Origin of the sequence: Rhizobium sp. S96 (assembly GCF_030382195.1) — a bacterium.
Classification (GTDB): Bacteria; Pseudomonadota; Alphaproteobacteria; order Rhizobiales; family Rhizobiaceae; genus Rhizobium.
Map to the genome: position 1 here is coordinate 1 of NZ_JAUDRY010000022.1, position 21,669 is coordinate 21,669.

Here is a 21,669-nt window from a genome sequence, read left to right on the forward strand (position 1 = left end):
GCGCGCAGGGCGCCGCCGTCGAAGATCGGCAGGGTCAGCGTCGGACCGAACGACCAGCTGGCGATGCTGCCGCCAGCGCCGCCGCCGGCGAGCTTGGTGTAGGACGGCGAGATCGAGCCGGACAGCGAGATCGTCGGATAAAGCTGCGAGATGGCAACGCCGATATTGGCGGTGGAGGCAGCGAGATTGCGCTCGGCCACCCGGATGTCGGGGCGGTTGCGGATCAGGTCGGCCGGAATGCCGGACTTGATGCCGCCGCGGAAGACCGGCTGCGACGAGCCCTTCTGCAGTTCGGCGACCATGTCACCCGCCGGCTTGCCGAGCAGGGTGGCGATGTGGTGGGCGGCGGTGCGGAAGCTGATCTCGAGGTTCGGGATTTCGGCCTGCGTCGACTGCACCAGACCTTCGGCCTGCACGACGTCGAGGCGCGAGGCGGCGCCGGCCTCGAGCTGGAACTTGGTCAACTCGTAGGTTTCCTGGCGCGACTTCAGGTTCGCCTTGGAGAGCGCGATGCGCTCCTGGAAGTAGCGGGCGTTGACGTAGGAGGTCACCAGATCCTGGAGATAGGTGAGCTTGGCGACGTCGGCGCTGGAGTAGGCGGCATCGAGCGAGGCCTGGGCGCTTTCCTTCGAACGGCGATACTGGCCGAACAGGTCGAGCAGCCAGGAGATGCTGGCGGTGCCTTCCTGGACGTTGGTGGCGGCATGCGTGGTGGCAAGGTTGCCGAGGTTGCCGCTGGTCGTCTGCGAGGCGCCGACCACCAGACCCGGCAGCGAACCGGCCCCGGCTACCGTCACGTTCGAGGCGGCGGAGTTGATGCGTTCCAGCGCCTGCTGGATCGACAGGTTCTCGCTGAGGCCTTCCATGACCAGCGCATTCAGGCGCGGATCGTTATAGGCCGTCCACCAGGCAACCGTCGACACATCGCCAAGCTCCTTGGCGCCGCCTTCGTTGAATTTCGCCGGGAGAGGCATCTCCGGGGGAACATGATCCGGGCCGCTGACGCAGCCCGCGAGAACGGACGCTGCCGCAAGGATTGCATACAGGCGCATAGGATCCCCCCACAAACAAACGGCGCTACGCATTCACTAATGAACCATTACCGTTTGTGGTTAATTTTTCATTTCCCCACACCCATTGTGCACGAGAAAACGACTTTGGCCAAGAACCTCTAGTGATGAAAGGTTTTGGTAACGAAAAGTAGAGGCTTCCATAATAAGAATTGAATTCTAATCGATAGGATGTTATCTAATTGCATGGAAATAAATTCGAACCAAACCTGGGCAGAGTTTGCACCCATGCTGATGATTTGTGGGCGCGGGTGGCGTCGTGCTTTGAACAATGCTCTTACCGAGCACAATCTCTCCGATGCCAGCGCGGCACCGCTGATCGCGCTGCTTCGGCAAGGCGACCGCATACCGCAGGGCGTGCTGGCTGAACGGGTAGGCGTGGAAGGGCCAACCCTCGTTCGCATCCTCGACAGTTTGGAAAATGACGGATTGATCTGCCGGGTCCCTGACGAAACGGACCGGCGGATAAAATTGGTACAGCTCACCGAAGGGGGCACAGCGGTCGCCAAGCGCGCCGAAAGCTGTGCGGCAGAGCTGCGGGAACAGATACTAGGCGATCTCGATCCTGAAAAGGTCGCGGCCGCTCTAGCGGTTCTGCGCGCTATCGCGGCCAAAACCGCGACGCTAACCGGGACACAGGACAATGAAGAATAATAATGTCGCGATGGATCCCAGCCTGGGAGACGTCGTTTTTTCCATCAAGACTTTTGCTGCAGCGATGCTCGCGCTTCTGATCGCGCTCTGCTTCGACCTGACCAATCCCTATTGGGCAGTGGGCACCGTATATATTGTCGCGCATCCGTTGTCGGGTGCGAGCACTTCCAAGGCCATTTACCGATTGATCGGCACCGCGCTGGGTGGCACCGTTACCGTCATCCTGATCCCGAACCTGGTGAATTCGCCGGAAATGCTGACGCTGGCAATCTCGTTGTGGATGGCGTTCTGCCTGGGCATCAGCCTGCTCGATCGCACGCCGCGCAGCTACAGCTTCATGCTTGCTGGCTATACGACTGCGCTGACCGGGTTTCCGATCGTTGCCAATCCCGACACCGCCTTTACCTATGCCACCGCTCGCGTCGAGGAGATTGCGCTCGGTATCATCTGCGCGGCTGTCGTCAGCCGTCTGTTCTTTCCCCGACATGCCGGACCTGTGCTTGCCGCGCGTATCGACGCGTGGCTGAAGGATGGCGCGGAGCTTGCCATCGGCACGTTGAGCGGCAGGGGCCGCGACGCCTCGCTCCAGGCCGCGACACGTCGTCTGGCCGCTGACGCGGTCGACCTGCACAGCTTCACGACACACGTTGCCTACGACACATCAGGCCTGCGCGACATGGTCGGCCGGACGCGGCTGCTGCAGCAGCGGATGGTCGCCATGTTGCCGATCGTCTCCGGTCTTGTGGATGTGCTGCACGCCTTCAGCAAGGCTACCGATGGCAAGTTGACGCCGGCCGCCAACGAGCTGGTTGCGAGGGTCACCAGCCTGCTATCGAGCCGCTCCCCCCTCAGCGAAGACGAACGCCAGGAGATGCTGGCGCTCATGGATAAGACCGAGACGGAGGGCCGCGAGCAGCAGGAATGGAACGGGCTCCTGGCTCACAATTTCACTGCCCGCCTGCGCGACCTCGTACAGATCTGGGGCGATTGCCTTTCGCTGCGGCAGGACATCGAGTCCGGCTCACGCCATGACTTGCGGTGGAAGCGGTTCGGTACATCGTTCGATCGTACGCCGATCCACCGGGACTATGGCATGGCCATTCACTCCGGCGTGTCGGTGATTCTCGCGACCTGTATCGCAACCGCGATCTGGATCTATACGGCCTGGCCGCAGGGAAGTGCCGCGGCGATGATGGCCGGCGTCCTGTGCTGCATCTTCGCGACAATGGACGACCCGGCTCCGGCCATGCTGAAATTCCTCAACGTTGCGATCATCACGGCCATCGTTGCCTTTGTGTTCGAGTTCGCGCTGATGCCGCTGATCCACGGCTATGTCCCGCTTGCCGCGGCCCTTGGTCTGGTGCTCATCCCCGCAGGTCTCATGATGACGCGTCCGTCTGTTGCGCTCTACGGCCTGGGCTTCTGCGTGAACTTTCCGAACATGCTGAGCCTGCAGGACCGCCTGACGCTCGACCCGGCATCCTTCATCAACTCCAACAGCGCGATGATCCTCGGATTGGTCATTGCCTGCGGAACCACGGCGCTCGTGCGTTCGGTCGGCGCGGAGTGGACGGTTCATCGTCTTCTGCGTTCGGGCTGGGCGGACATCGTTGCCGCAGCCCGCCGTCCGGAGGGCGCCGATTTCACCGGTTTGCTCTATCGCATGGTCGACCGGTTTGGTCTCGCAGCACCGAGGCTCGCCATGATCCCGGCGGAAGCCGCAGTCGCTCAGACCGATATTCTTCGAGATCTGCGCAACGGCCTCAACACCCTCGAACTGCAGCGTCACAAGCAACTGGTGACGCGCGAGAAGCGCGCCGCAATCGACAACGTCCTTGGCGGCATCGCGGCTCACTACCAGGAAAAGCAGAAGAAGCGCGATGCCGAGCCCGACGAAGAGCTTCTCAGGACACTCGACGAAACGCTGACGAGCCTTGTCGATCACGGCAAATCGTCGGCCGTTGAAAGCGCACGCCGCGCGGCGACAGCGCTCAGGTACAGCCTCTATCCGGACGCTGCCTCGCTGGTGTCGAAAATTACGAAGTCAGACGATCAACTCGTAAAGGAGCACGCGGCATGAGACCGGAAATCGATCTTTACGGCGTCTTTATACCCACTCTCGGCGCAATTGCTTTTGTCGCCTTCCTGCTCAATGCCGTTCTCAGGCGAATGCTTGCTTTCGTCGGCTTCTACCGCCTGGTCTGGCATCGGCCGCTCTTCGATACGGCCATGTATTTTTGTCTTCTCGGCGCTCTGGCGCTGTCTCTGAATAAGGTCCCCCTGCTATGAAATCGTTTCTTGCTTATTCCGGTCGTTTCCTGGTGACAGGCGTTGTCGTTGCCTTGGCCGGCGTCCTCGGATGGCATCTGTGGGACTATTACATGGATGAGCCGTGGACGCGTGACGGCAAGGTTCGGGCGGACGTGGTGCGGATCGCCTCGGATGTCTCCGGCATCGTCAGCGAGGTCGATGCAACCGACAACCAGACCGTCCACAAGGGCGACGTCATCTTCCGTATCGATCAGGCTCGGTTCGAATTGTCCCTGCGCCAGGCCGAAGCACAGATGGAAAGCAGCAAGGCTGCGCTCGATATGGCCAGAAGCGACCTGGAACTCTATCGCAAGCTGGGTGAAAGCTCGGTGACGCGGCAGAAGATACAGCAGGCCGAAACCGCCGTTCAACAGGACGAGGCAGCCTATAACCAGGCGGTCATCAGCCGCGACACGGCGCAACTCAATCTGGATCGATCCGTCGTACGCGCACCCGTCAATGGCGTGCTCACCAACTTCTCTATGCGCCCAGGCAACTACGTGACGGCGGGCACCGCCGTGACCGCCCTCATCGACAGCGACTCCTATTACATCTCGGGTTACTTCGAAGAGAACAAGCTGGATCGCATCAAGGTCGGCGACGAGGCGCTGGTCTACCTCATGGGCAGCAAGGATCCTCTCAAGGGTCATGTCAGCGGGGTTGCCGGCGGTATCGAGGATCGCGAACGCAGCGATACCAGCGCCCAGCTCGCCAATGTCACGCCGACATTCACTTGGGTACGGCTGGCCCAGCGCGTGCCGGTGCGCGTGTCGCTGGACCACTTGCCGGACGGAACCGCGCTTGTCGCGGGCCGCACCGCCAGCGTAACCATCATCAACTGATTTCCCGATGGCGGTCCGTAAGGATCGCCTCGCATTTCGCGAAGTTCACGGTCAAGCGTCCTTCAGGGCCTGTGAACGAAGGCGCGCGACCAACGGTCTGCGCAAGCCTGAACAATAAAGCGGACGCGCATGTCTAGGAGACCGTCGTGGACGATTCCCACGTCATCGAAATCACCGCTTGGCTGATGCAAAGCGGGCTGAAGGGTTTGGCGGAAGCCGATCTGCTCGCGGGCTTCTGTGAGCGTTGCGGGCAATACGGCTTGCCTATCGAACGTTCGGTCGCGGTCATGGACACGTTGCATCCCATCTACGAGCGCCGTGCCTTTCGCTGGGATAGCCGCCAGCTCGTTGAAAGGGTGTCGGAATATGGCTTCTCAACGCCTGATAATATCGCCGACAGCTGGCTTCGATCCGCTTTTCACTATCTTGAGACGGAAGGCGTAAACGAGGTGCGGCAGCATCTCGACGATGCCGATCCCGCCAATGATTTCTATCTCCTGAAGGAGCTCAGGGCCGATGGCTTCACCGATTTCGTGGCCATGGCCCATCGCTTCGGCGACCAGGGCACGATCGGCGAGATCGACTGTTTCTTCTCGCATTTTGCGACCCGCAAGGCCGAGGGCTTTTCGGAATGCGACCTCAAGGCTCTGCGCGACTTGCTGCCTTGCCTCGCGCTCGCTGTGAAATGCGTGACGGTCAGTGGCGTTGCCGGCACTATCGCCAAGGTCTATCTTGGACAAGATGCAGCCAACCAAGTGCTGCATGGGAAGATCACCAGGGGGCGGAGCGACCGCATCTCGGCTGCCCTGTGGTTCTCCGATCTCGCCAATTTCACCCACATCTCGGACACGGTTGATCCGGAAGAGATCATTCCGATGCTCAACGACTATGCCGATGCAGTCATCTCCTCCATCCAGGAGGCAGGCGGCGAGGTGTTGAAGCTGATGGGTGACGGTACGCTTGCGATTTTCCGGGGCCGAAAGCCGAGCGAAGCCTGTGCGGCAGCTCTGACGGCCCGGGCATTGTTGGATAAGCGTCTCGCCGATCTCAGCGCGCAGCGCCGCATCGAAGGGCGCCCGGTCACCGACGTCTATCTTGGCCTGCATCTGGGCGACGTTTTCTATGGAAACATCGGCAGCAAGGACCGGCTGGATTTCACCGTCATCGGTCCCGCGGTCAACGAAGTCAGCCGGATCGTGTCGCTCTGTCGGTCGTTGCAGCGCAAGGTGCTCATGTCGGCAAGCTTTGCGGCCATCGTGCCGCCGACGCAGATCGACAACCTGCTATCGATCGGCCAGCATGTTCTCCGCGGCGTCAACCGCGCACAGGAACTCTTCACGCTGATGCCGGGCCTGTAGAAGACATCAATAGATATCTGGGATCCTGTCGCTCACGCGTCTCGCCGCGTTGACGCATTCCTGTTGCGCACATCTCCTAAAAGTGATCCCGACGTCGGTTTGGGTCATGGATGGCGCGTCAAAACACGTCTATCTTGCACCCGGACAATTATTCTCTACCAAGTTTCGATTTGGCGCTTGACGCTTTTAAAACTCAGGAAATGTTTCAACTGTTACTCCAGTAATCGCAGATACGGAGATATGAATGAACTATCTTCAGTCCATCCTGCATCAATCCCCTGAAATCGCGCTTTTTCTTTCGCTTGCCGGCGGTTACTGGATCGGAAAGTTCCAGTTCGGCAAATTTCAGCTCGGCGGCGTCGCCGGTTCGCTGCTGGTTGCCGTCATTATCAGCCAGGTCGGCGTTACCATCGACAACGGCATCAAGGCCGTATTGTTTGCCTTGTTCATCTATGCCGTCGGTTTTGAAAGCGGCCCGCAATTCTTCCGTTCGCTTGGGCGGCAATCGCTGCGCGAGATCGTCATGGCAGCGGTTCTGGCGATCAGCGGCCTTATCACCGTTATCGTGCTCGCTCGCATGTTCGGGCTCGACAAGGGCCTGGCGGCAGGCATCGCGGCAGGTGGATTGACGCAGTCGGCCATCATCGGCACCGCGAGTTCCGCCATCGGCAAGCTTGGCCTGGCTGCGGACGAAGTGCAGCGCCTGCAGGCGAACGTCGCGATCGGATACGCGGTCACCTATATTTTCGGCTCGTTCGGCGCGATCATCGTCTGCGTGAACATTCTCCCGTGGTTCATGAAACGCGGCATCAGGGACGACGCCATCAAGGCCGAAGCGGAAATGCTTGCTGGCGGGCATAGTTACGGACCCGGCGAAACCGCGGCACTTCCCGAGCTTGTCGGCCGACTCTTTCGCGTTCAACAGGCCGCCGGCCGGACGTTGTCCGAGGTGGAGGGCTTCTCGAAGAGTACGGCCATTTCGGTCGAGCGGGTAAAGCGCGACAATGCGCTTCTCGGCGTTGAACCTGATCTGACGTTGGAGGCGGGCGATATCGTGCTCGTCGTCGGGCGCCGGGCAGGGGTTGTGGACGCAAGCACGCAGATCGGCCCCGAACTGCAATCTTCCGAGGGAATGGATGTCATCATCGTCACCCGCGATGTCGCCATATCCAATCCTGGTATCGCAGGTCACACCGTTGCCGAGATACGCGCGGCAACGAATGACGGCGTGCGTCACGGCGTCTACGTGATCGAGGTCAAGCGGGGCGGGCAGAAGCTGGCGCTGAACGACCAGACACATATCGCCGCGGGTGACGTCGTCAGCCTCTACGGGACGTCCGAAGATGTGCAACGGGTTGCCAGAAAGGTCGGGTCCGTCATTGTCCCAAGCGACAAGACCGACTTCGTCTTCCATGGGCTGGGGATCGTGCTCGGTCTGCTGGTCGGTCTGCTTGTGCTCAGGATAGACTCGATCCCGCTGACGCTCGGCAGCGGTGGAGGCGCGCTCCTGGCGGGTCTTGCTTTCGGCTGGTATCGGAGCCGCAACATGACAGTCGGGAATATGCCGACCGCCGCTTCGACGCTCCTGCGCGACCTTGGTTTGGCTGGTTTCGTTGCTGTCGTGGGTCTGCAATCCGGCCTGCAGGCCGTCTCCACGATCGTCAGTAGCGGTCTCTCGATCTTCCTCATCGGTGTCGCCGTCACGATCATCCCGTTGCTAATTACGATGGTGGTCGGCCGCTACATCCTGAAATACGACAACGTCGCTGTTTTCGCTGGCGCCTTGTCGGGTTCACGCAGTGCGAACCCGGCGTTCGGTGAAATCCTCGACAAAGCCGGCAACTCGGTTCCGACCGTGCCTTTTGCCATCACCTATGCTCTCGCCAACGTGTTCCTTACCCTTCTGGGCCCTCTCGTCGTCGCATTTGTCTAAACCATATACGGAGTAACCTGGCATGACCGACTACAGCCAATATGCAAAGCTGAGCCCTTTCGAACTCAAGGATGAGCTGATCAAGCTTGCGTCCAGCAACAAGAACCGGTCGATGCTGAACGCCGGACGCGGCAATCCGAACTTTCTCGCCACGTTGCCGCGCCGTGCGTTTTTCAGGCTCGGGCTGTTTGCCACGGCCGAGTCCGAATTGTCCTATTCCTACATGAACAAGGGCATTGGTGGGCTGCCCAACATCGACGGTATCGAGGCACGGTTCGAGCGCTTCACCAGCGAGAACCTGGAACTGGAAGGGGTGGCATTTCTTCAGCGTGCGCTGAGCTACGTCCGGGATCAGCTTGGACTGTCGGCGTCGGCGTTCCTTCATGAGATGGTCGAGGGCATCCTCGGCTGCAACTATCCGGTTCCACCGCGCATGCTTACCGTCAGCGAGGAGATCGTGCGTCACTACGTCGTCAAGGAGATGATCGGTGACACGCTGCCCGGCGCGAACATGGACATCTTCGCCGTCGAAGGCGGCACCGCGGCGATGACCTATATCTTCAACACCCTGAAGCAGAACGGCATCGTCAAGCGCGGCGACAAGGTTGCCATCGGCATGCCCGTGTTCACGCCCTATATCGAAATTCCGGAACTCGACGAATACGGTCTGGTCGAGGTCGCGATCAACGCCGATCCCGCGATGGAGTGGCAGTATCCCGACGCCGAACTGGAGAAGCTCAAGGATCCTGCCGTCAAGGTCTTCTTCTGCATCAACCCCAGCAACCCACCCTCGGTGAAGCTCGATGACCGAAGCCTGGAGAAGATAGGCGATATCATCCGCAACGAGAGGTCCGATCTCATCGTCCTGACCGACGACGTTTACGGCACCTTTGCCGACGACTTCCGATCGCTGTTTGCGACGTGCCCCAACAATACAATTCTTGTCTATTCGTTCTCCAAGTACTTTGGCGCGACGGGATGGCGTCTCGGCGTTATCGCCACGCATAGCGATAACGTGCTCGACAGGGCCTTGGCTGCGTTGCCGGAAGCGACCAAGGCGGCGCTGGACACCCGGTATGGTTCGCTTCTGCCGGACGTTCGCTCGCTGAAGTTTATCGACCGTCTGGTTGCCGACAGCCGTACCGTGGCGCTGAACCACACCGCCGGCCTTTCGACACCGCAGCAGGTTCAGATGGTCCTCTTCTCGCTATTCGCACTCATGGACGAAACGGATAGCTACAAGACTGCGCTGAAGAAGGTCATCCGCCGACGCGAGGCGGTCCTGTATCGGGAGCTCGGCGTGCCGGTGGAGCCCGATCCGAATGGCGTCGATTACTACACCCTCCTTGATCTCGAGGCGATCTCACGGAAGCTCTATGGCGACGATTTTGCCGCCTGGATCATGAAGCAGTCCGGTGCGGGCGACATGCTGTTCCGCATCGCCGACCAGACCGGCATCGTTCTTCTGCCGGGCCGTGGCTTCGGTGCCCACCAGGCATCGGGCCGTGTTTCGTTGGCAAACCTCAACGAGTTCGAATACGCCAAGATCGGTAAGGCACTAAGGGCGATGGCTGATCAGTATTATGAGGAGTTCAGCAAGTCGAAGGCGAAGTAGGCGGATAGCCCGTTACTGGTGTGGGAGTGTGCCGGTCGGTGCGCTCCCACCGCCGCGTTTGGTGAGGATCCGCGCGATCCTGGCAGCGAGCGCATCTATATCTTTCGTGCTTGCGTTTGCGATCCCGAAAAGCAGTCCGGGCCGTGGTGCGCCCAGGTAGAAGCGCGACATCGGCTGTGGTGCGATGCCGTCCTGGCGAAGGACATCCGCCGCGGCTGCATCGTCTACCGTCCTGTCGTGAAACCAGGTGGCAAGCTGCAAGCCACCGCTGCCCTCGGTGACATCGAGCAATTGGCCGCAATGATGGCGAAGGGCGCTGACGGTGGCTGCCATGCGCTCGGCATATTTCGCATTCATCTGCCTGAGATAAGCCCGCAAGCGGCCTTCCCGAATGAAGTCGGCCAAGGCGGCCTGAATGTGGGTCGATACGACGGCGCCGCGCAGCTGAAGTGCTGCCTGTGCTTCATCGATCAGCCACGACGGGACAACCGCATAGGCAACACGCAGCCCCGGCGCCAGGATCTTGGAGAAGGTGCCCAGGTAGGCAACCACCTCGTGGCGATCTATGCCCTGGAGGGCAGCGATCGGTCGCGATCCATATTGGAAATCGCTGTCGTAGTCGTCTTCGAGTACGAGCGCGCCGTTGGACCGCGCGACATCGAGCAACGCCAGGCGGCGCTGCAGGCTCATCGTCGTACCTGTCGGATATTGATGCGACGGCGTCGTGTAGATGATCCGCGGTGTTGGCAAGCCAGCCCCGCCCACATCCATCCCCGCGTCATCGCACGGCACCGGTATGATCCTGGCGCCCGCCTTGGCCAGGATTACCTTTGCCGTGGAATAGCCAGGCTCCTCCATCCAGGCGACGTCTTTGCCTCCGACGCTGAGCCTCAGGGAGGCAAGGAGGTCGATTGCAACTCTTGTGGAAGGGACGATGAGCACCTGTTCCGGCCGCGCAACGACGCCACGCGTGGTCGACAGATGCTCGATGATTTCCTCCCGGAGTTCCCGGATACCGCAGGCATCTCCATAGCCGAGGTCGTGGACGCGCGGCCAGCGGGCTCGGGCTCCGAGGCACCGCGCCCAAGCCTTGTGGGGGAAGTCGGTGAGATCGGGCACGCCCGGTTCCAGCAATCGGCGCGCTGCCGCGACGTTCGACGTCGGTTGGATCGACCTTGACGGCTCATCTCTTTCAACGAAGGCGGACATGGATAGCGGCGCGACACGGCTCGCGGAACCTGTTGTCGTGTTGAGATACCCTTCCGACTTCAGCCGCTCATAAGCGCTCACCACGGTCGACCGGGCGATGCCGAGCGACGTAGCCAGTGCTCTGGTTGACGGGAGCCGTTGACCGGTTCGCATCTGTCCGGACAGAATGCGGTCGCGCATATGTCTGTAGACCTGCTCCTCGAGGTTGCCAGAGCCACGATCGAGCGGAAGCCACGCTGGCGGCAAGGACGGCATATTCGTTCCCAAAGTGGTATGGCCAGAATGATAGAAGTGGCTATTTACGCCAGTCCTCTTGTGAGGGAAAGGGGGAGGTAGATTAACGCGGTTCGACTGTTGCCTGTCATACCGGCTGCGGAGCTGCATAACAGCGACGAGGACTTCCGATGGATCTCTCACAGTGGAAGGGCGTGGAACGCCCTGATCGCGTGGTTCTGGACGGGCGCTACACGCGCCTGGAACCGCTGGACCCTGCAAAGCATGGCGAGCAGCTGTTCGCATCGGCCCAGCAACCGGGAGCCGATGATCGCTTTCGCTATCTTTTCGAGGAGGCGCCCGCTGATCTTGCCGCGTTTACGCCGTGGCTGGAAAAGGCCGCAGCTTCGCCGGACCCGATGTTCTTTGCCGTAATCGACAAAAAGACCGGGCGCGCGGAAGGGCGGCAGGCGCTGATGCGCATCGATGCGACGCATGGGGTGATCGAGATCGGCAATATCCTCTGGGGGCCGGGAATTGCGCGCACGCGGGTCGCGACCGAAGCTCTCTATCTCTTTGCAAGCTATGCCTTCGATACGCTCGGCTATCGGCGCTTCGAGTGGAAGTGCAACGACCTCAACGAGCCGTCCAAGCGGGCAGCGCTCCGGTTCGGCTTTGCCTTCGAAGGCGTCTTTCGGCAGCATATGGTGGCCAAGGGCAGAAATCGCGATACCGCCTGGTTCGCGATGATCGATGGGGATTGGCCGCGGCTCAAGGCGGGCTATGAGGCATGGCTGGCGCCGAGCAACTTCGACGAGGCAGGCAACCAGAAGAGCAAGCTGACGTTCGGCTGATCGGTTGGGCGACGGATGCGGTTGTTTGTTCGCCGCGTCGCCTTGCTCCGCGCGGGACCGGGTCAGTGTCTTGTCAGCAGCAGGTCGGCGGTCTTCAGGATCTCGTCCGGCGAAACGCTGAACGTGCTCTCGCTTCCTTCGCCGACGACAAATCCGTAGCGCATGTCCATGGCGTCGGCATAGTCCTTCCAGATGTTGTTGAAGCGGTAGGGAGGCTGAATGGCAAGAATGGCCCCTTTCGGGGCCATCGAGAGAAAGCCGTGAGCGAGACCGCTCCCTTCGACCGAGCAGATGAGCGCCGCGCCGCAGATCTTTCTGATGATCTCGGGAGCGCTGAGGCGGCTCGGATCGACCACTTCAAACCCCTCTTTCAGCAGGCGGTCTTCAATCTCGGCTTCATTGGCCAGCAGCCGCAGGTCGCCACTTGCCCGTCTCGTGATAAAGACACGATGATCTTTGTTGTCGCCGCCCAGGGCCATGGCCCGCTCTCGCAGGGCGGCGATGCGTGCGCGCCTGCTTTCCGTCATGCCATAATCCTGGAATATCCATGCATTGCGGATGACTGCGGCATCCAAAACAGGGAAATTCAATTTGAGGATTTCGTAGTATTCCTTGGCATGCGGCCACGTCGCGGAAAACGTACCTCGTGCGAAGAAGGTGGGTGCGAACGTCTCGGCGAGTATCGCGGTTGCGGCAACGTCCCGGAGAAAGTGTCCAAAATACTTGTCGCTGAGTGAGGTCGATGGCAGCGCGCATTCGTCCAAATGAATGGAACGCGCCCATATTGCCCTGGATTCGGGCCGGATCACTTGCCGCCAACGCAGGCCGCCGGCGTAAAGATTACCATCAAAATAGTGCGCATTCGGGATGCGGTACGCCAGCGTGGCAACATGATGAACAGGGCCGCCGGAAATGCGGCCCTGTTCATGTTCTTTTGTCGTTTCGGGCTGTATGCCGCGAACGCGCTCTGGCTGTCCGGGCAGATGGGTTGCCGGTTCGCGCACGCCAAACTCGTCTTGAGAGACAACGATCGTCTGAGCTACAACATCTCCAAGCGTAGGGGCGCCAAACGTCCTTCGACGCAGCTGATACAGATAATTTCTATAATGCAGCACTAGGTTCTCCACTTCGGTGACAATGCCCTTGTGTCACCTACCAAGGCCGCCAGCAAGGCTTCGACCCGGATGCTAGCTTAAATGAACCCAAACAGCGAGTTGCCCGTTGGTTCAATACTGCAACTTGATTATATGCGGCTAATTGTCGCGCCTAAATTGGTATTGCTGATCTATCCATCAGGCCGTTTGTCGCTCGAGATATACAGACGGCGCGGCTAGAGTCGATCGGGTAGCGACTATTCCGGATCTCTGGTCCAGATAAAGATGATAGCACTCGATTTTGCTAACGTCATCACAGCCAAGAGAAGGTGGTTATCGCTTTGTCGGCTGTGCCGAGCGTGTCTGAGTGGGTGAGACGAGCCAGTCGTGAGCCGCAGGCTACGTGTCTCGTGGTCGCGGCGAGAGGGTACGATTTATGTCGACGCGGTAATAGTCCGGCATCCATTAACCGATGTGTGGGTATTTTGCGCGTCTATACTCATTTCCTTCAATCGCTTGCATGTCCTGCGCAGCGGTCTAGCCGAACGTCCACAAAGGTCTCCTCAGCCATGAGTGTAACTGAAACAACGCCCACGTCCTGGTTCGGGCGGCTCAAGAACGCGCTGATCGGGTCTCTCGTCGGAATTGTTCTGCTGGTCGCATGCGCCTGGCTGCTCATCTGGAATGAGGGTCGCGCTATCGACACCTACCGTGCGTTGGCTGAAGGAGCGGCGCAGGTCGAGTCGATTTCCAGCGAGGCGGTCGACCCAGCGAATGACGGCAAGCTCGTCCACATCAGCGGACCGGTGAAACCGCATGGTTCGCCGCGGGACAGCGAACTGGGTGTTTCGGCCAACGATGCCGTGGCGCTTTCCCGGCAGGTCGAAATGTACCAGTGGGTGGAGAAGTCGGAGAGCAAGTCGGAAAAGAAGCTGGGTGGCGGGGAGGAAACGACGACAACCTATTCCTATTCGAAGGAATGGCGCTCAGACGTGGTGCAATCCGGCGATTTCAAGCAAGCCGAGGGCCATCAGAATCCCGAGAGCATGCCCGCGAACTCGACATTTGCCGTTGAGCGCGCCAGTGTCGGAGCGTTTTCGGTATCGGGCCAAACCATTGCGGACATCGGCAGCTACTCCGACCTCACGCTCACGGACGACGATCTCGCGCATGTCACGCAGGCGCTAGCCAGTGACAAGCCGTTGAAGCGCACCGCTCGCGGCCTTTATGTGGGACAGAGCGCCTCATCGCCCGAGGTAGGGGATCTCCGTCTTTCCTATCAGCGGGTCGATGCGAGGGAAGCAAGCGTCGTCGGCAAGCAGAGCAAAGACACGCTGGTGCCTTACGAGACGACAAACCACCGCGACATCCTGCTCAGCGCAGCGGGCGACACCGATGCCGCCCAGATGTTCAAATCCGCAGAGGCAGAGAATGCGTTCATCACGTGGCTTGTCAGGGCAGGCGGCCTTGTCGGCCTGTTCGTCGGCTTTGTCTGCATCTTCTCGATACTAAGCGTGATCGGCGATGTCGTTCCGTTCATCGGATCGATCGTTGCCTTCGGCACAACGCTTCTGGCATTCGTGCTGACACTGGTCGTGGGCCCGCTGCTAATTGCCATCGGCTGGCTGGCATATCGTCCGGTGCTGTCCATCTCCATCATCGCTGGCGGTGTCGCGCTGGCGATGCTGGTGCTGCGCTATCGCAAGGGGAACGCCGCGCAATCGTCGGCATGACGGCGGCAGCTGCCCTAGGCTTATCGCAAGGAGCCATATGGGCAGGGTAAGCCAATTACAGTGATCGCTGCAATGTTATAGAGCTTTCAATCTTTTCGATTGCTTTCAATGTTGGGTATTCCATCAGTGTCTATTGACCAAACCGAGATCATCGACTTCGTCTCGATTGAAAAATCGAACGGCGAAGTGGTGCTTACGATAAGCGATCATCTGCCTTGGGAAGAGGACGAGGAGGAGCACCTGCTTCTTCTGCAGGAGAAAATCAATGCATACCTGCGGTTCATCGAAAGCGGCGAAATGTTCAGAAAAGTTCCTCGGTCCGAGGGGCGTAACATAGTCATCGATGTGGTCATGAAATTCCCGCTGAGCCCGAATGCTCAAATTTTTTTAGAAAGAGCAAAGGCGGCAGTAGAAGAGGCCGATTTCGGATTGCGCTGGCGCAACTTTCAGCCGAACTGAACGTACATGTGTCCAGTTCGCGCCGAGAGCAGACGGGTAAAAGTGGGACCAGTAACCATGAATGATAGTGTGCCCGAACGCCTCGCTCATCAGCGCGCTAGAAATAGGATAATGGATGCGCTGAGCTGGTTGTCGAAAGGTGCCGAGGCCGTTCGAAGAATGGGCCCTCAGGAATTCTTCGAGATGTTCTACGATTGGGTGGACGACGAAAACCCATCGTGGCCATGGCCAAAAGGCGCGCCTGATACGATGACGGCGGCTGAGGTGGATGCCGTTACCGGTGTGCTGGCCGTCGTCAACGCCGCGGTTGTCGAGATAGACGACTACGACGACGTGGATCCCGGCTGGCTTGAACGCATCTCTCAAGTTGCCGGTGCTGCACTCGACTTGATGCTTCTTCGCGGGTGTTTTGATGAAGAGCGCGAAGAACGCGAACCAAGCAACAGGGCTCTTGAGGCTGCCTTGCGTGATGATGCCGGCTAGGGGCTGATAGCTGTGACCGCCAATTGACTGCTCTCTCGGTACCAGACCTTCGCACCTATTCTGCTAGGCGCATCAAGGAATGTCGCGATCTGCGCCTCCAGTTTATCGCGTCATGGTGGCATTTTCTCTAAGTTCCCGTTAGATGGTTGTTATGGCGACAACAACTGGCGCTGGAATAGACATATCGGGGTGGTCACGGAAATGATGAAGATCATTAGAAACGTTGCGACCGCTGAAAATGCGCCATATTTGCTCGCCTTGACCATACTGATCGGTTTGGTGCCGAGGGCTCTGATTGTCGCTGATGTGCAGAGCTTTGCAGTGGGGACGGCCTGCTTCATCCTAAGCTTGGCTATCTGTGCGGTTGGATTTCTGTCTGGCCGATTTCGCTTGCTCTGGGCGTTATGGTGCGCTTGCTTCGGGGCTATCGTTTGGTCTTTTCGGGATGGCCAGTCCTCTGGGATTGATTTTGGTTTTGCCATCCATTTTGGCTCGATAGCGTGCCCGTCCTTCACCGTTGCGAAGCGTTAACTGCAGTGGCCAAAAATCTCTCAGGGGTAACGGGCATGAAAGTGCTTCCGCGTTACGGTCGGCCGACCTAGCCATCAGGACGCCTCCGTGACAGCGCGCTTCACCCAATTTAAGCTGGTAGGACCAGCGATAATCCTCATTGCGATCCTGCTTACAGGGCTCGCGGCCGTTCCTTACTATGGGGTGGCGCGCCTCGACGCGAAGATCCGCGAGCGGCAGGAAACGCTGGTCAAGCGGAACATCTCGATATGGATCTCGGACGTGGAGTTCGCGCTCACGGCGTGGACGATCTGGGACGAGTCCATCGCCAAGCTTGACAACAGTTACGATCCTGAATGGGCCGATCGCAACATCGGCAGTTCGCTGATCGGGACGTCTAGAACCCGCTTCGCCGCCATTCTGGATGCCGGCGATTATATGATCTACTCGAAGACCGCGGATGAGGTGCTGAACCGCCCGTTCTTCCTTCGCGGAGCGGAGGTGATCACAAAAGACGCGGGGTCACTCGTCGCACACGTTCGCGAGCGCGAAGCCGGCGTGAGGGCGACGGGTATTCCGAACCCTGTCGCCTTCAGCAAGATCGAGGTTATCGGGAGCGATGCGGTGCTCCTGACGGCCAGCCTGTTCCAACCAGATTTCAGGACGGCAACGCCGCGCGGTGCGCGTGCGCCCGTCCTCGTCTCAGCGGTTCCGATTGCTGGCAGTTTGCAGGAGTTCCTTGGGAATCGCTTCCTTCTCGATGATGCGGCCATCGGCCCGCTCAATGCCGTCTCACCCGATCGCGCGCGCGCCGAGATCGCGGTCGGACAAGACGGGCAGCCGGAGGTTCTGTCTTGGCGGCCTCTGACGCCCGCTCGCGACCTTCTCATGCAGTCGCTTCCTCTCGTGGCGTCGGTTGCGATCGTGCTTGTCGCTGGCGGCCTGTTCGTCGCGCGGCTATCGCGGCGTGCGGTGGTGTCGCTGGTCGAGGCGGAGCAGCGTATGCGTCACGCTGCGACGCACGACTTTCTCACCGGTCTTGCCAATCGTTCGATGATCGCCACGGAGTTTGCAAGGCTCTCCAGTGCGGGCAGCCTCACGGTCGCTTGCCTTGATCTCGACGGGTTCAAGAGCGTCAATGACAGGTATGGACACGCCGCGGGCGACGAACTGCTGAAACAGGTGGCCGCGCGTCTCCGGGCCGGAACGCGGCAGGACGACATGGTCTTTCGCCTTGGTGGCGACGAGTTTGCAATCCTCATGCCCTCCGTTCCACTCGGCGAGGCCGAGTGGCGTTGCCGGCAGCTCTCTTCGCTCCTGTCTCAGCCATATGTGCTTGATGGTATCGAAGCATCGGTCGGGGCCTCCTTCGGACTTGGCGAGGTTCCTCCTGGCGCCGGCGAGTCTTGCGATGATGCGCTGAAAAGGGCGGATGGGGCACTTTATGCGGCCAAGGCAAAGGGACGTGGCACGGTTGTGGCCTCTTCTGGCGCCGGGTTCGCTTCAAACGCGGCCAATTCGCGATCCCGTCTTCGCTGAGAGCGGGCTGTCGCGCCACAGATGATCGTGGCGAACATGCCAACGGCCGGCCCGCCTATGCCTCAGGCGGCCTTTGTCTCGCCCCTGGCCGTCGGCTTGCGTAGGACGATCAGTAGCAAACCAGCGACAATCAGCGCCGCGCCTTCCAGATGATAGAATTGTAGCTGTTCGCCGAGGATCAGGTAGGCGAGGATCGCGATGAAGATCGTCTGGATATAGAGGAGGACGCCGGCGCGGCTCGCCCCCAAGGTCTCGATGCTCCGGTTGAAGAGATAATACATGAGTGCGCCGCCGGGAATGGCCACATAGGCAAGCGCGAGGAGCCCGCTACTGTTCAGCGTGGTGCGATCGTCCGATGCAAGCTCGATCAGGTAGAGGGGAAGCGCTGTGATCATGGCCGCGCCGAGAAGCAGCACTAGGAGCGAGAGCCGATCGATATCGAACTTCGCGCGTCTGAGAAGAACAGTATAGAGGCTGAAACAAAAGGCTCCGGCGATGATCCAGAGCTCTCCCGGGTTGAAATCCAAGCGCATGAGCGCGGCCGGGCTGCCTTTCACGATGATGACGACGATGCCAACGAAGGCGAGGGCGGAACCGATGACCTGCCAGCGCCCCATTGGCTCCGCCAGAACGAAACGGGCGAGGATCATCGTGATGATCGGAATGAGGGCGATGATGATGCCGGCCGTGGTGGCGTCCGCATGTTCCAATCCGACGAAAATCATTCCCTGACAGATCGCGAGCCCCATGCCGCCGATCACGATCAGCTCCAGCGCCCGCTTTTTCAAAAGCGCGACCATGTCGGCAAAATGCCTCCGGACCATCGGCATCAGGATTGCCCAGGCTATCAGGACGCGCCAGAAACAGAGCGCCCAGGGCGGCATCTCGGGAGAAACCCATTTGGCGGCGATATAGACGCCGGCCGACAACAGCCAGCACAGGACACCAACGGAATAGGCGAGCGAAAGCGAATTGCTTGTCGTCTGTTCCGCCCTGACCTCATCGCGATGGACTGCCAGGAGATGCATAGCCATGGCTGCATGTTATGCCACAGTTTACAACCGCCGCCCATAGGGCGGGCGTCCGCCTCACAGTTCTATGCCACCGCAGGCGTCATTATCCCCGTGCAATTACCGTTTCACCTAACGTGTCGGGAGGCGGCGCGTTTCATAACTTTGGGGTAGTCTTCAGAATAATGGCGCACCCAACAGGAAGCGCTATCACTCCCCGCAAAGCTTTGATTCAACGAGCAAAAACCGGAAGCGACCGACGCTGTGTGGACCACTGATTTCGCCATCGCGCCAGGCCAAGTGGTCGCCTTGTGTTAGGTTATTCGCAGCCAGCCTGCCAACCAGGTTTGCCCCAGCGACAAAACGGAACCGACGCCCATCGTTCCAAACAGGAAGTACAGCGTCCTCATGCGTCGGTGATAAGATTTCAACCCGGCTCCGAATGCAAAGCTCAGGGAAGGGAAGAAATAGGTTTGCAGCAACATGGCCGCCGAAGCGATGACCATTGGCAGTACCGGACTATATGCCGGAATGTTCTTCATCATCCATTCTTGCCAGTGAAACGCAGCAACGAACATCAGGCCTAGGAGGAGGCAGACAATTGGCATCACTATATTGAGATTATGAAGCGGCCACCGACTTGGATTGAGCCAGGAGAACCATAGCTTAGCCGAGTTGAATTCGTTCATGATGTCTTGCTCTAGCGCCAAGACCCATTTTCGGTCGCCCCGTAGTGTATATTGCATTGCCTCAGGGCTGTTCGACAGCGTGATATCTGCCCATGCACCATCGCCGCCCTCTGTTCGCAACCGGATCGCTTCAATCTCGGTTCCGCTAACGAGGCTGTCCGACAGAGCATCTTCGATCTTGTCACTCGAGATCCTTCGCTCACCCTTGAAGCATATCACGATGTCTACTGCGCGGTCGGTTGCCAGGTGTTTTACCATGCGTCGAAGCAGCTGCTCGGTAACTAGGAAGCTGCCTCTTACGGTCTTTTGCGCCTGATACATGGTTCCCCGACTCACTTGCAGTACAGGTTGTTTCCACAATTCATAGCACAACCGTGTGGGCCTATCAGCCGTCCTTGCGAACATGCCAGTTAGTGACTTTAGGGTCAGATCTGCGACAGCGGCTCGGCATAGCCTCCCGTCTAAGAGCGCCTGCTGCCTGCGCGTACGAGTTCATGACCTAGAGCTTGGCATGGGCTTGCTCGCCAATCGTCTAGGCCTCGTGTGGCCATCCGTCGCGTGCCTGTCGTGTAACAGATGGCTTGCGCCGAAGGTCTTGGGACCGCGGATGTTTTTGCTCTTCAATGCATCAGGAGGATAATGGCGCACCCGACAGGAAACTCTCTACCCGTGCTTTCGTACTTCCATAACAAACTGAAAACACTTCGCTATCTCCAAAGATAAAGCGCAGTGCTGTGACGCAATGTGAAGGAGAGAAGGGCAGCTGGCAAGTGTTTTAGTGCACGGATCACAAGGTTCTGCCGGATGGAGCCAACACATCGGTTTCCGTTCGCGCTGGGTGCGGCTCGTCAAGTATCCGTATCGCGTGATCCACAACGCTGCGGTATCGCATCGCGTCCTCAAAGGAAAAGACTGCATTTGTATCATGCGCGGCCACATTGCCGAGCGTAAGGACCTCATCTAGAAGAGAGGCAGCAGTTGAGTTGATGTCATCTCGTTCGCGGAGACGTCGGAGGATTGCGCGGGGCGAAGTCATCCAATTCGTCTTGTAGCCTTGCGCTTCGGCGTGTTTCTTCAAAACATCCTCAATTTCTCTGCGCATTTCCAAGAGAGCCGACCGTGGGGATGCACGGGCGATCCGCTCAAAGTTACTAATTTCTTCGGGTGTTGCCGGGGCGCTTTCGGTGATAGCTGGAAGGCTCTCAACCACCTTTTCAACCTCATCAAGGCGGAATGAGAACTCCGTATCTTTGTGCCGGAAGCGCATTCTCGGCAACAACGGGCGAAGGTCATTTCTAAAAATCCATACGCTGACTACAACCGCAACGGGCCAAGCCAACGAGGTGATGGATTTGATCACCGACGCAAAGAAATCGAGATAGTTCATAAGAATGTCCCCTGTCCCTGCCGCCTCCCGGCCTAAGCGATTTAGTCGTGCGAGCCCGGCTAGGCTAAATCTCTTTTGGGTTTAACCAAGCAGGTGAAGCAAGCCCGTAGAATGTTCAAGCGTATACCGCACGACGCCCGCAAACGTGGCAACCGCCGGAGCCGCAATGAAAAACGCGGCGAGGTCAAACAGTATGAGGCAAAGCCAGCGAGACCTTGGGAACCGCTCGCCTTCCAAGCTCCACATTGCTGCACTCATGGCAACCACGTCCTCGGGGCTGATATATTCCGTAGCTTCGTTGGACGCGAGCTTAACCAATCGCTGACCGAGATAGGCATCACGTCTCCCCATGTCGTACGCTGACCCCTTCCCGAGCGCGATCAACAATGTCCGGTAACCATGAGGAGTATTAAGGTATTCCTTTGTGTGATTGTAGAATTCGTACGCGGTCGGATATCGAGCCATGTTCGACGACCGTGCAGTGAAGATGAGGGCCGAAAGGCCGAGGAAGACCGTGCCGTAATACAGCGAGAGAAGTCGCCACGGGCTGTGCGAGAGCATTACCTTGAACTGAGGTGCGATGTCCGCGAACCGCTGCACGTTTGTTGATTCCCATTGAGAGCTGACCCGGCGTTTCCACCGAGAAGTGACCCGCTTTTAGGTATCGTTTGTGTTAGTCGTAGTGGTCAAGTTCCTGCGTTTCTCCT

The 21,669-nt window shown here is 59.1% G+C and carries 19 protein-coding genes; 12 read left to right on the forward strand and 7 right to left on the reverse strand.

Annotation, left to right across the window (positions count from 1 at the left end; genetic code table 11):
- The coding region (locus QTL94_RS19950; protein WP_289802998.1) for an efflux transporter outer membrane subunit at positions 1-1,052 on the reverse strand (1,052 nt) is incomplete at its 3' end.
- Between the two features lie 204 nt (positions 1,053-1,256).
- Here QTL94_RS19950 and QTL94_RS19955 point away from each other — a divergent pair.
- The 7 genes from QTL94_RS19955 to QTL94_RS19985 all read left to right on the forward strand — a co-directional run bounded on the left by QTL94_RS19955 (position 1,257) and on the right by QTL94_RS19985 (position 9,782).
- Entirely contained in the window at positions 1,257-1,724 is a 468-nt protein-coding gene (locus QTL94_RS19955) for a MarR family winged helix-turn-helix transcriptional regulator (protein ID WP_289802999.1), read from the forward strand.
- The gene (locus tag QTL94_RS19960) at positions 1,714-3,804 is read left to right on the forward strand and encodes an FUSC family protein (RefSeq protein WP_289803000.1); all 2,091 of its coding nucleotides are present in this window, start codon (positions 1,714-1,716) and stop codon (positions 3,802-3,804) included. Before QTL94_RS19955 ends, QTL94_RS19960 begins: the two co-directional genes overlap by 11 nt.
- Complete coding sequence (locus tag QTL94_RS19965) at positions 3,801-4,013, forward strand: DUF1656 domain-containing protein (protein WP_065690809.1); 213 nt, start codon at positions 3,801-3,803, stop codon at positions 4,011-4,013. Before QTL94_RS19960 ends, QTL94_RS19965 begins: the two co-directional genes overlap by 4 nt.
- A complete protein-coding gene (locus QTL94_RS19970) occupies positions 4,010-4,876 on the forward strand; it encodes an efflux RND transporter periplasmic adaptor subunit (RefSeq protein WP_289803001.1) in 867 nt (288 codons plus the stop codon). Before QTL94_RS19965 ends, QTL94_RS19970 begins: the two co-directional genes overlap by 4 nt.
- Positions 4,877-5,022: 146 nt before the next feature.
- The gene (locus QTL94_RS19975) at positions 5,023-6,234 is read left to right on the forward strand and encodes an adenylate/guanylate cyclase domain-containing protein (protein ID WP_289803002.1); all 1,212 of its coding nucleotides are present in this window, start codon (positions 5,023-5,025) and stop codon (positions 6,232-6,234) included.
- A 244-nt stretch (positions 6,235-6,478) separates the two neighbouring features.
- Positions 6,479-8,167: an aspartate-alanine antiporter gene (gene aspT, locus QTL94_RS19980; protein WP_113524679.1), complete on the forward strand. Its 1,689-nt coding sequence runs from the start codon at positions 6,479-6,481 to the stop codon at positions 8,165-8,167.
- A gap of 22 nt (positions 8,168-8,189) precedes the next feature.
- On the forward strand, positions 8,190-9,782 hold the full coding sequence (locus tag QTL94_RS19985; protein WP_289803003.1) for a bifunctional aspartate transaminase/aspartate 4-decarboxylase: 1,593 nt from the start codon (positions 8,190-8,192) through the stop codon (positions 9,780-9,782).
- Positions 9,783-9,794: 12 nt separating this feature from the next.
- Here QTL94_RS19985 and pdxR read toward each other — a convergent pair whose 3' ends face one another.
- A complete protein-coding gene (pdxR, locus tag QTL94_RS19990) occupies positions 9,795-11,246 on the reverse strand; it encodes a MocR-like pyridoxine biosynthesis transcription factor PdxR (protein WP_289803004.1) in 1,452 nt (483 codons plus the stop codon).
- 149 nt (positions 11,247-11,395) lie between these two features.
- On the opposite strand from pdxR, the gene QTL94_RS19995 reads away from it, so the two are divergent.
- A complete protein-coding gene (locus tag QTL94_RS19995; RefSeq protein WP_289803005.1) occupies positions 11,396-12,058 on the forward strand; it encodes a GNAT family N-acetyltransferase in 663 nt (220 codons plus the stop codon).
- Positions 12,059-12,120: 62 nt separating this feature from the next.
- On the opposite strand, the gene QTL94_RS20000 is transcribed toward QTL94_RS19995, so the two are convergent.
- Positions 12,121-13,185: a glycosyltransferase 61 family protein gene (locus QTL94_RS20000; protein WP_289803006.1), complete on the reverse strand. Its 1,065-nt coding sequence runs from the start codon at positions 13,183-13,185 to the stop codon at positions 12,121-12,123.
- 536 nt (positions 13,186-13,721) lie between these two features.
- Between QTL94_RS20000 and QTL94_RS20005 the strand changes: the two genes are divergently transcribed.
- The 4 genes from QTL94_RS20005 (at position 13,722) to QTL94_RS20020 (ending at position 17,876) form a co-directional block, all read left to right on the forward strand.
- Positions 13,722-14,885, forward strand: coding sequence for a TMEM43 family protein (locus QTL94_RS20005; protein ID WP_289803007.1), 1,164 nt, complete (start codon positions 13,722-13,724; stop codon positions 14,883-14,885).
- A gap of 126 nt (positions 14,886-15,011) precedes the next feature.
- On the forward strand, positions 15,012-15,344 hold the full coding sequence (locus QTL94_RS20010) for a DUF6572 domain-containing protein (RefSeq protein ID WP_289803008.1): 333 nt from the start codon (positions 15,012-15,014) through the stop codon (positions 15,342-15,344).
- A gap of 111 nt (positions 15,345-15,455) precedes the next feature.
- A complete protein-coding gene (locus QTL94_RS20015; protein ID WP_289803009.1) occupies positions 15,456-15,827 on the forward strand; it encodes a hypothetical protein in 372 nt (123 codons plus the stop codon).
- A gap of 618 nt (positions 15,828-16,445) precedes the next feature.
- Complete coding sequence (locus QTL94_RS20020) at positions 16,446-17,876, forward strand: GGDEF domain-containing protein (RefSeq protein ID WP_289803010.1); 1,431 nt, start codon at positions 16,446-16,448, stop codon at positions 17,874-17,876.
- Positions 17,877-17,938: 62 nt separating this feature from the next.
- On the opposite strand, the gene QTL94_RS20025 is transcribed toward QTL94_RS20020, so the two are convergent.
- From QTL94_RS20025 to QTL94_RS20040, 4 genes are all read right to left on the reverse strand, one after another.
- Positions 17,939-18,910, reverse strand: coding sequence for a DMT family transporter (locus QTL94_RS20025; RefSeq protein WP_289803011.1), 972 nt, complete (start codon positions 18,908-18,910; stop codon positions 17,939-17,941).
- A 290-nt stretch (positions 18,911-19,200) separates the two neighbouring features.
- A complete protein-coding gene (locus QTL94_RS20030; protein ID WP_065690822.1) occupies positions 19,201-19,896 on the reverse strand; it encodes a hypothetical protein in 696 nt (231 codons plus the stop codon).
- Positions 19,897-20,362: 466 nt separating this feature from the next.
- A complete protein-coding gene (locus QTL94_RS20035; protein ID WP_289803012.1) occupies positions 20,363-20,962 on the reverse strand; it encodes a DUF4145 domain-containing protein in 600 nt (199 codons plus the stop codon).
- A gap of 81 nt (positions 20,963-21,043) precedes the next feature.
- Positions 21,044-21,562 (reverse strand): hypothetical protein, encoded by a 519-nt coding sequence (locus QTL94_RS20040; protein WP_289803013.1) that lies wholly within the window; start codon positions 21,560-21,562, stop codon positions 21,044-21,046.
- Between the last annotated feature and the right edge of the window lie 107 nt (positions 21,563-21,669).

Bases quoted from the DNA above. Each gene is read 5' to 3' on its own strand.
- QTL94_RS19955 (WP_289802999.1), top strand. From the start codon at position 1,257: ATGGAAATAAATTCGAACCAAACCTGGGCAGAGTTTGCACCCATGCTG.
- QTL94_RS19960 (WP_289803000.1), top strand. From the start codon at position 1,714: ATGAAGAATAATAATGTCGCGATGGATCCCAGCCTGGGAGACGTCGTT.
- QTL94_RS19965 (WP_065690809.1), top strand. From the start codon at position 3,801: ATGAGACCGGAAATCGATCTTTACGGCGTCTTTATACCCACTCTCGGC.
- QTL94_RS19970 (WP_289803001.1), top strand. From the start codon at position 4,010: ATGAAATCGTTTCTTGCTTATTCCGGTCGTTTCCTGGTGACAGGCGTT.
- aspT (WP_113524679.1), top strand. From the start codon at position 6,479: ATGAACTATCTTCAGTCCATCCTGCATCAATCCCCTGAAATCGCGCTT.
- QTL94_RS19985 (WP_289803003.1), top strand. From the start codon at position 8,190: ATGACCGACTACAGCCAATATGCAAAGCTGAGCCCTTTCGAACTCAAG.
- pdxR (WP_289803004.1), bottom strand. From the start codon at position 11,246: ATGCCGTCCTTGCCGCCAGCGTGGCTTCCGCTCGATCGTGGCTCTGGC.
- QTL94_RS19995 (WP_289803005.1), top strand. From the start codon at position 11,396: ATGGATCTCTCACAGTGGAAGGGCGTGGAACGCCCTGATCGCGTGGTT.
- QTL94_RS20005 (WP_289803007.1), top strand. From the start codon at position 13,722: ATGAGTGTAACTGAAACAACGCCCACGTCCTGGTTCGGGCGGCTCAAG.
- QTL94_RS20015 (WP_289803009.1), top strand. From the start codon at position 15,456: ATGGATGCGCTGAGCTGGTTGTCGAAAGGTGCCGAGGCCGTTCGAAGA.
- QTL94_RS20025 (WP_289803011.1), bottom strand. From the start codon at position 18,910: ATGGCTATGCATCTCCTGGCAGTCCATCGCGATGAGGTCAGGGCGGAA.
- QTL94_RS20030 (WP_065690822.1), bottom strand. From the start codon at position 19,896: ATGTATCAGGCGCAAAAGACCGTAAGAGGCAGCTTCCTAGTTACCGAG.
- QTL94_RS20035 (WP_289803012.1), bottom strand. From the start codon at position 20,962: ATGAACTATCTCGATTTCTTTGCGTCGGTGATCAAATCCATCACCTCG.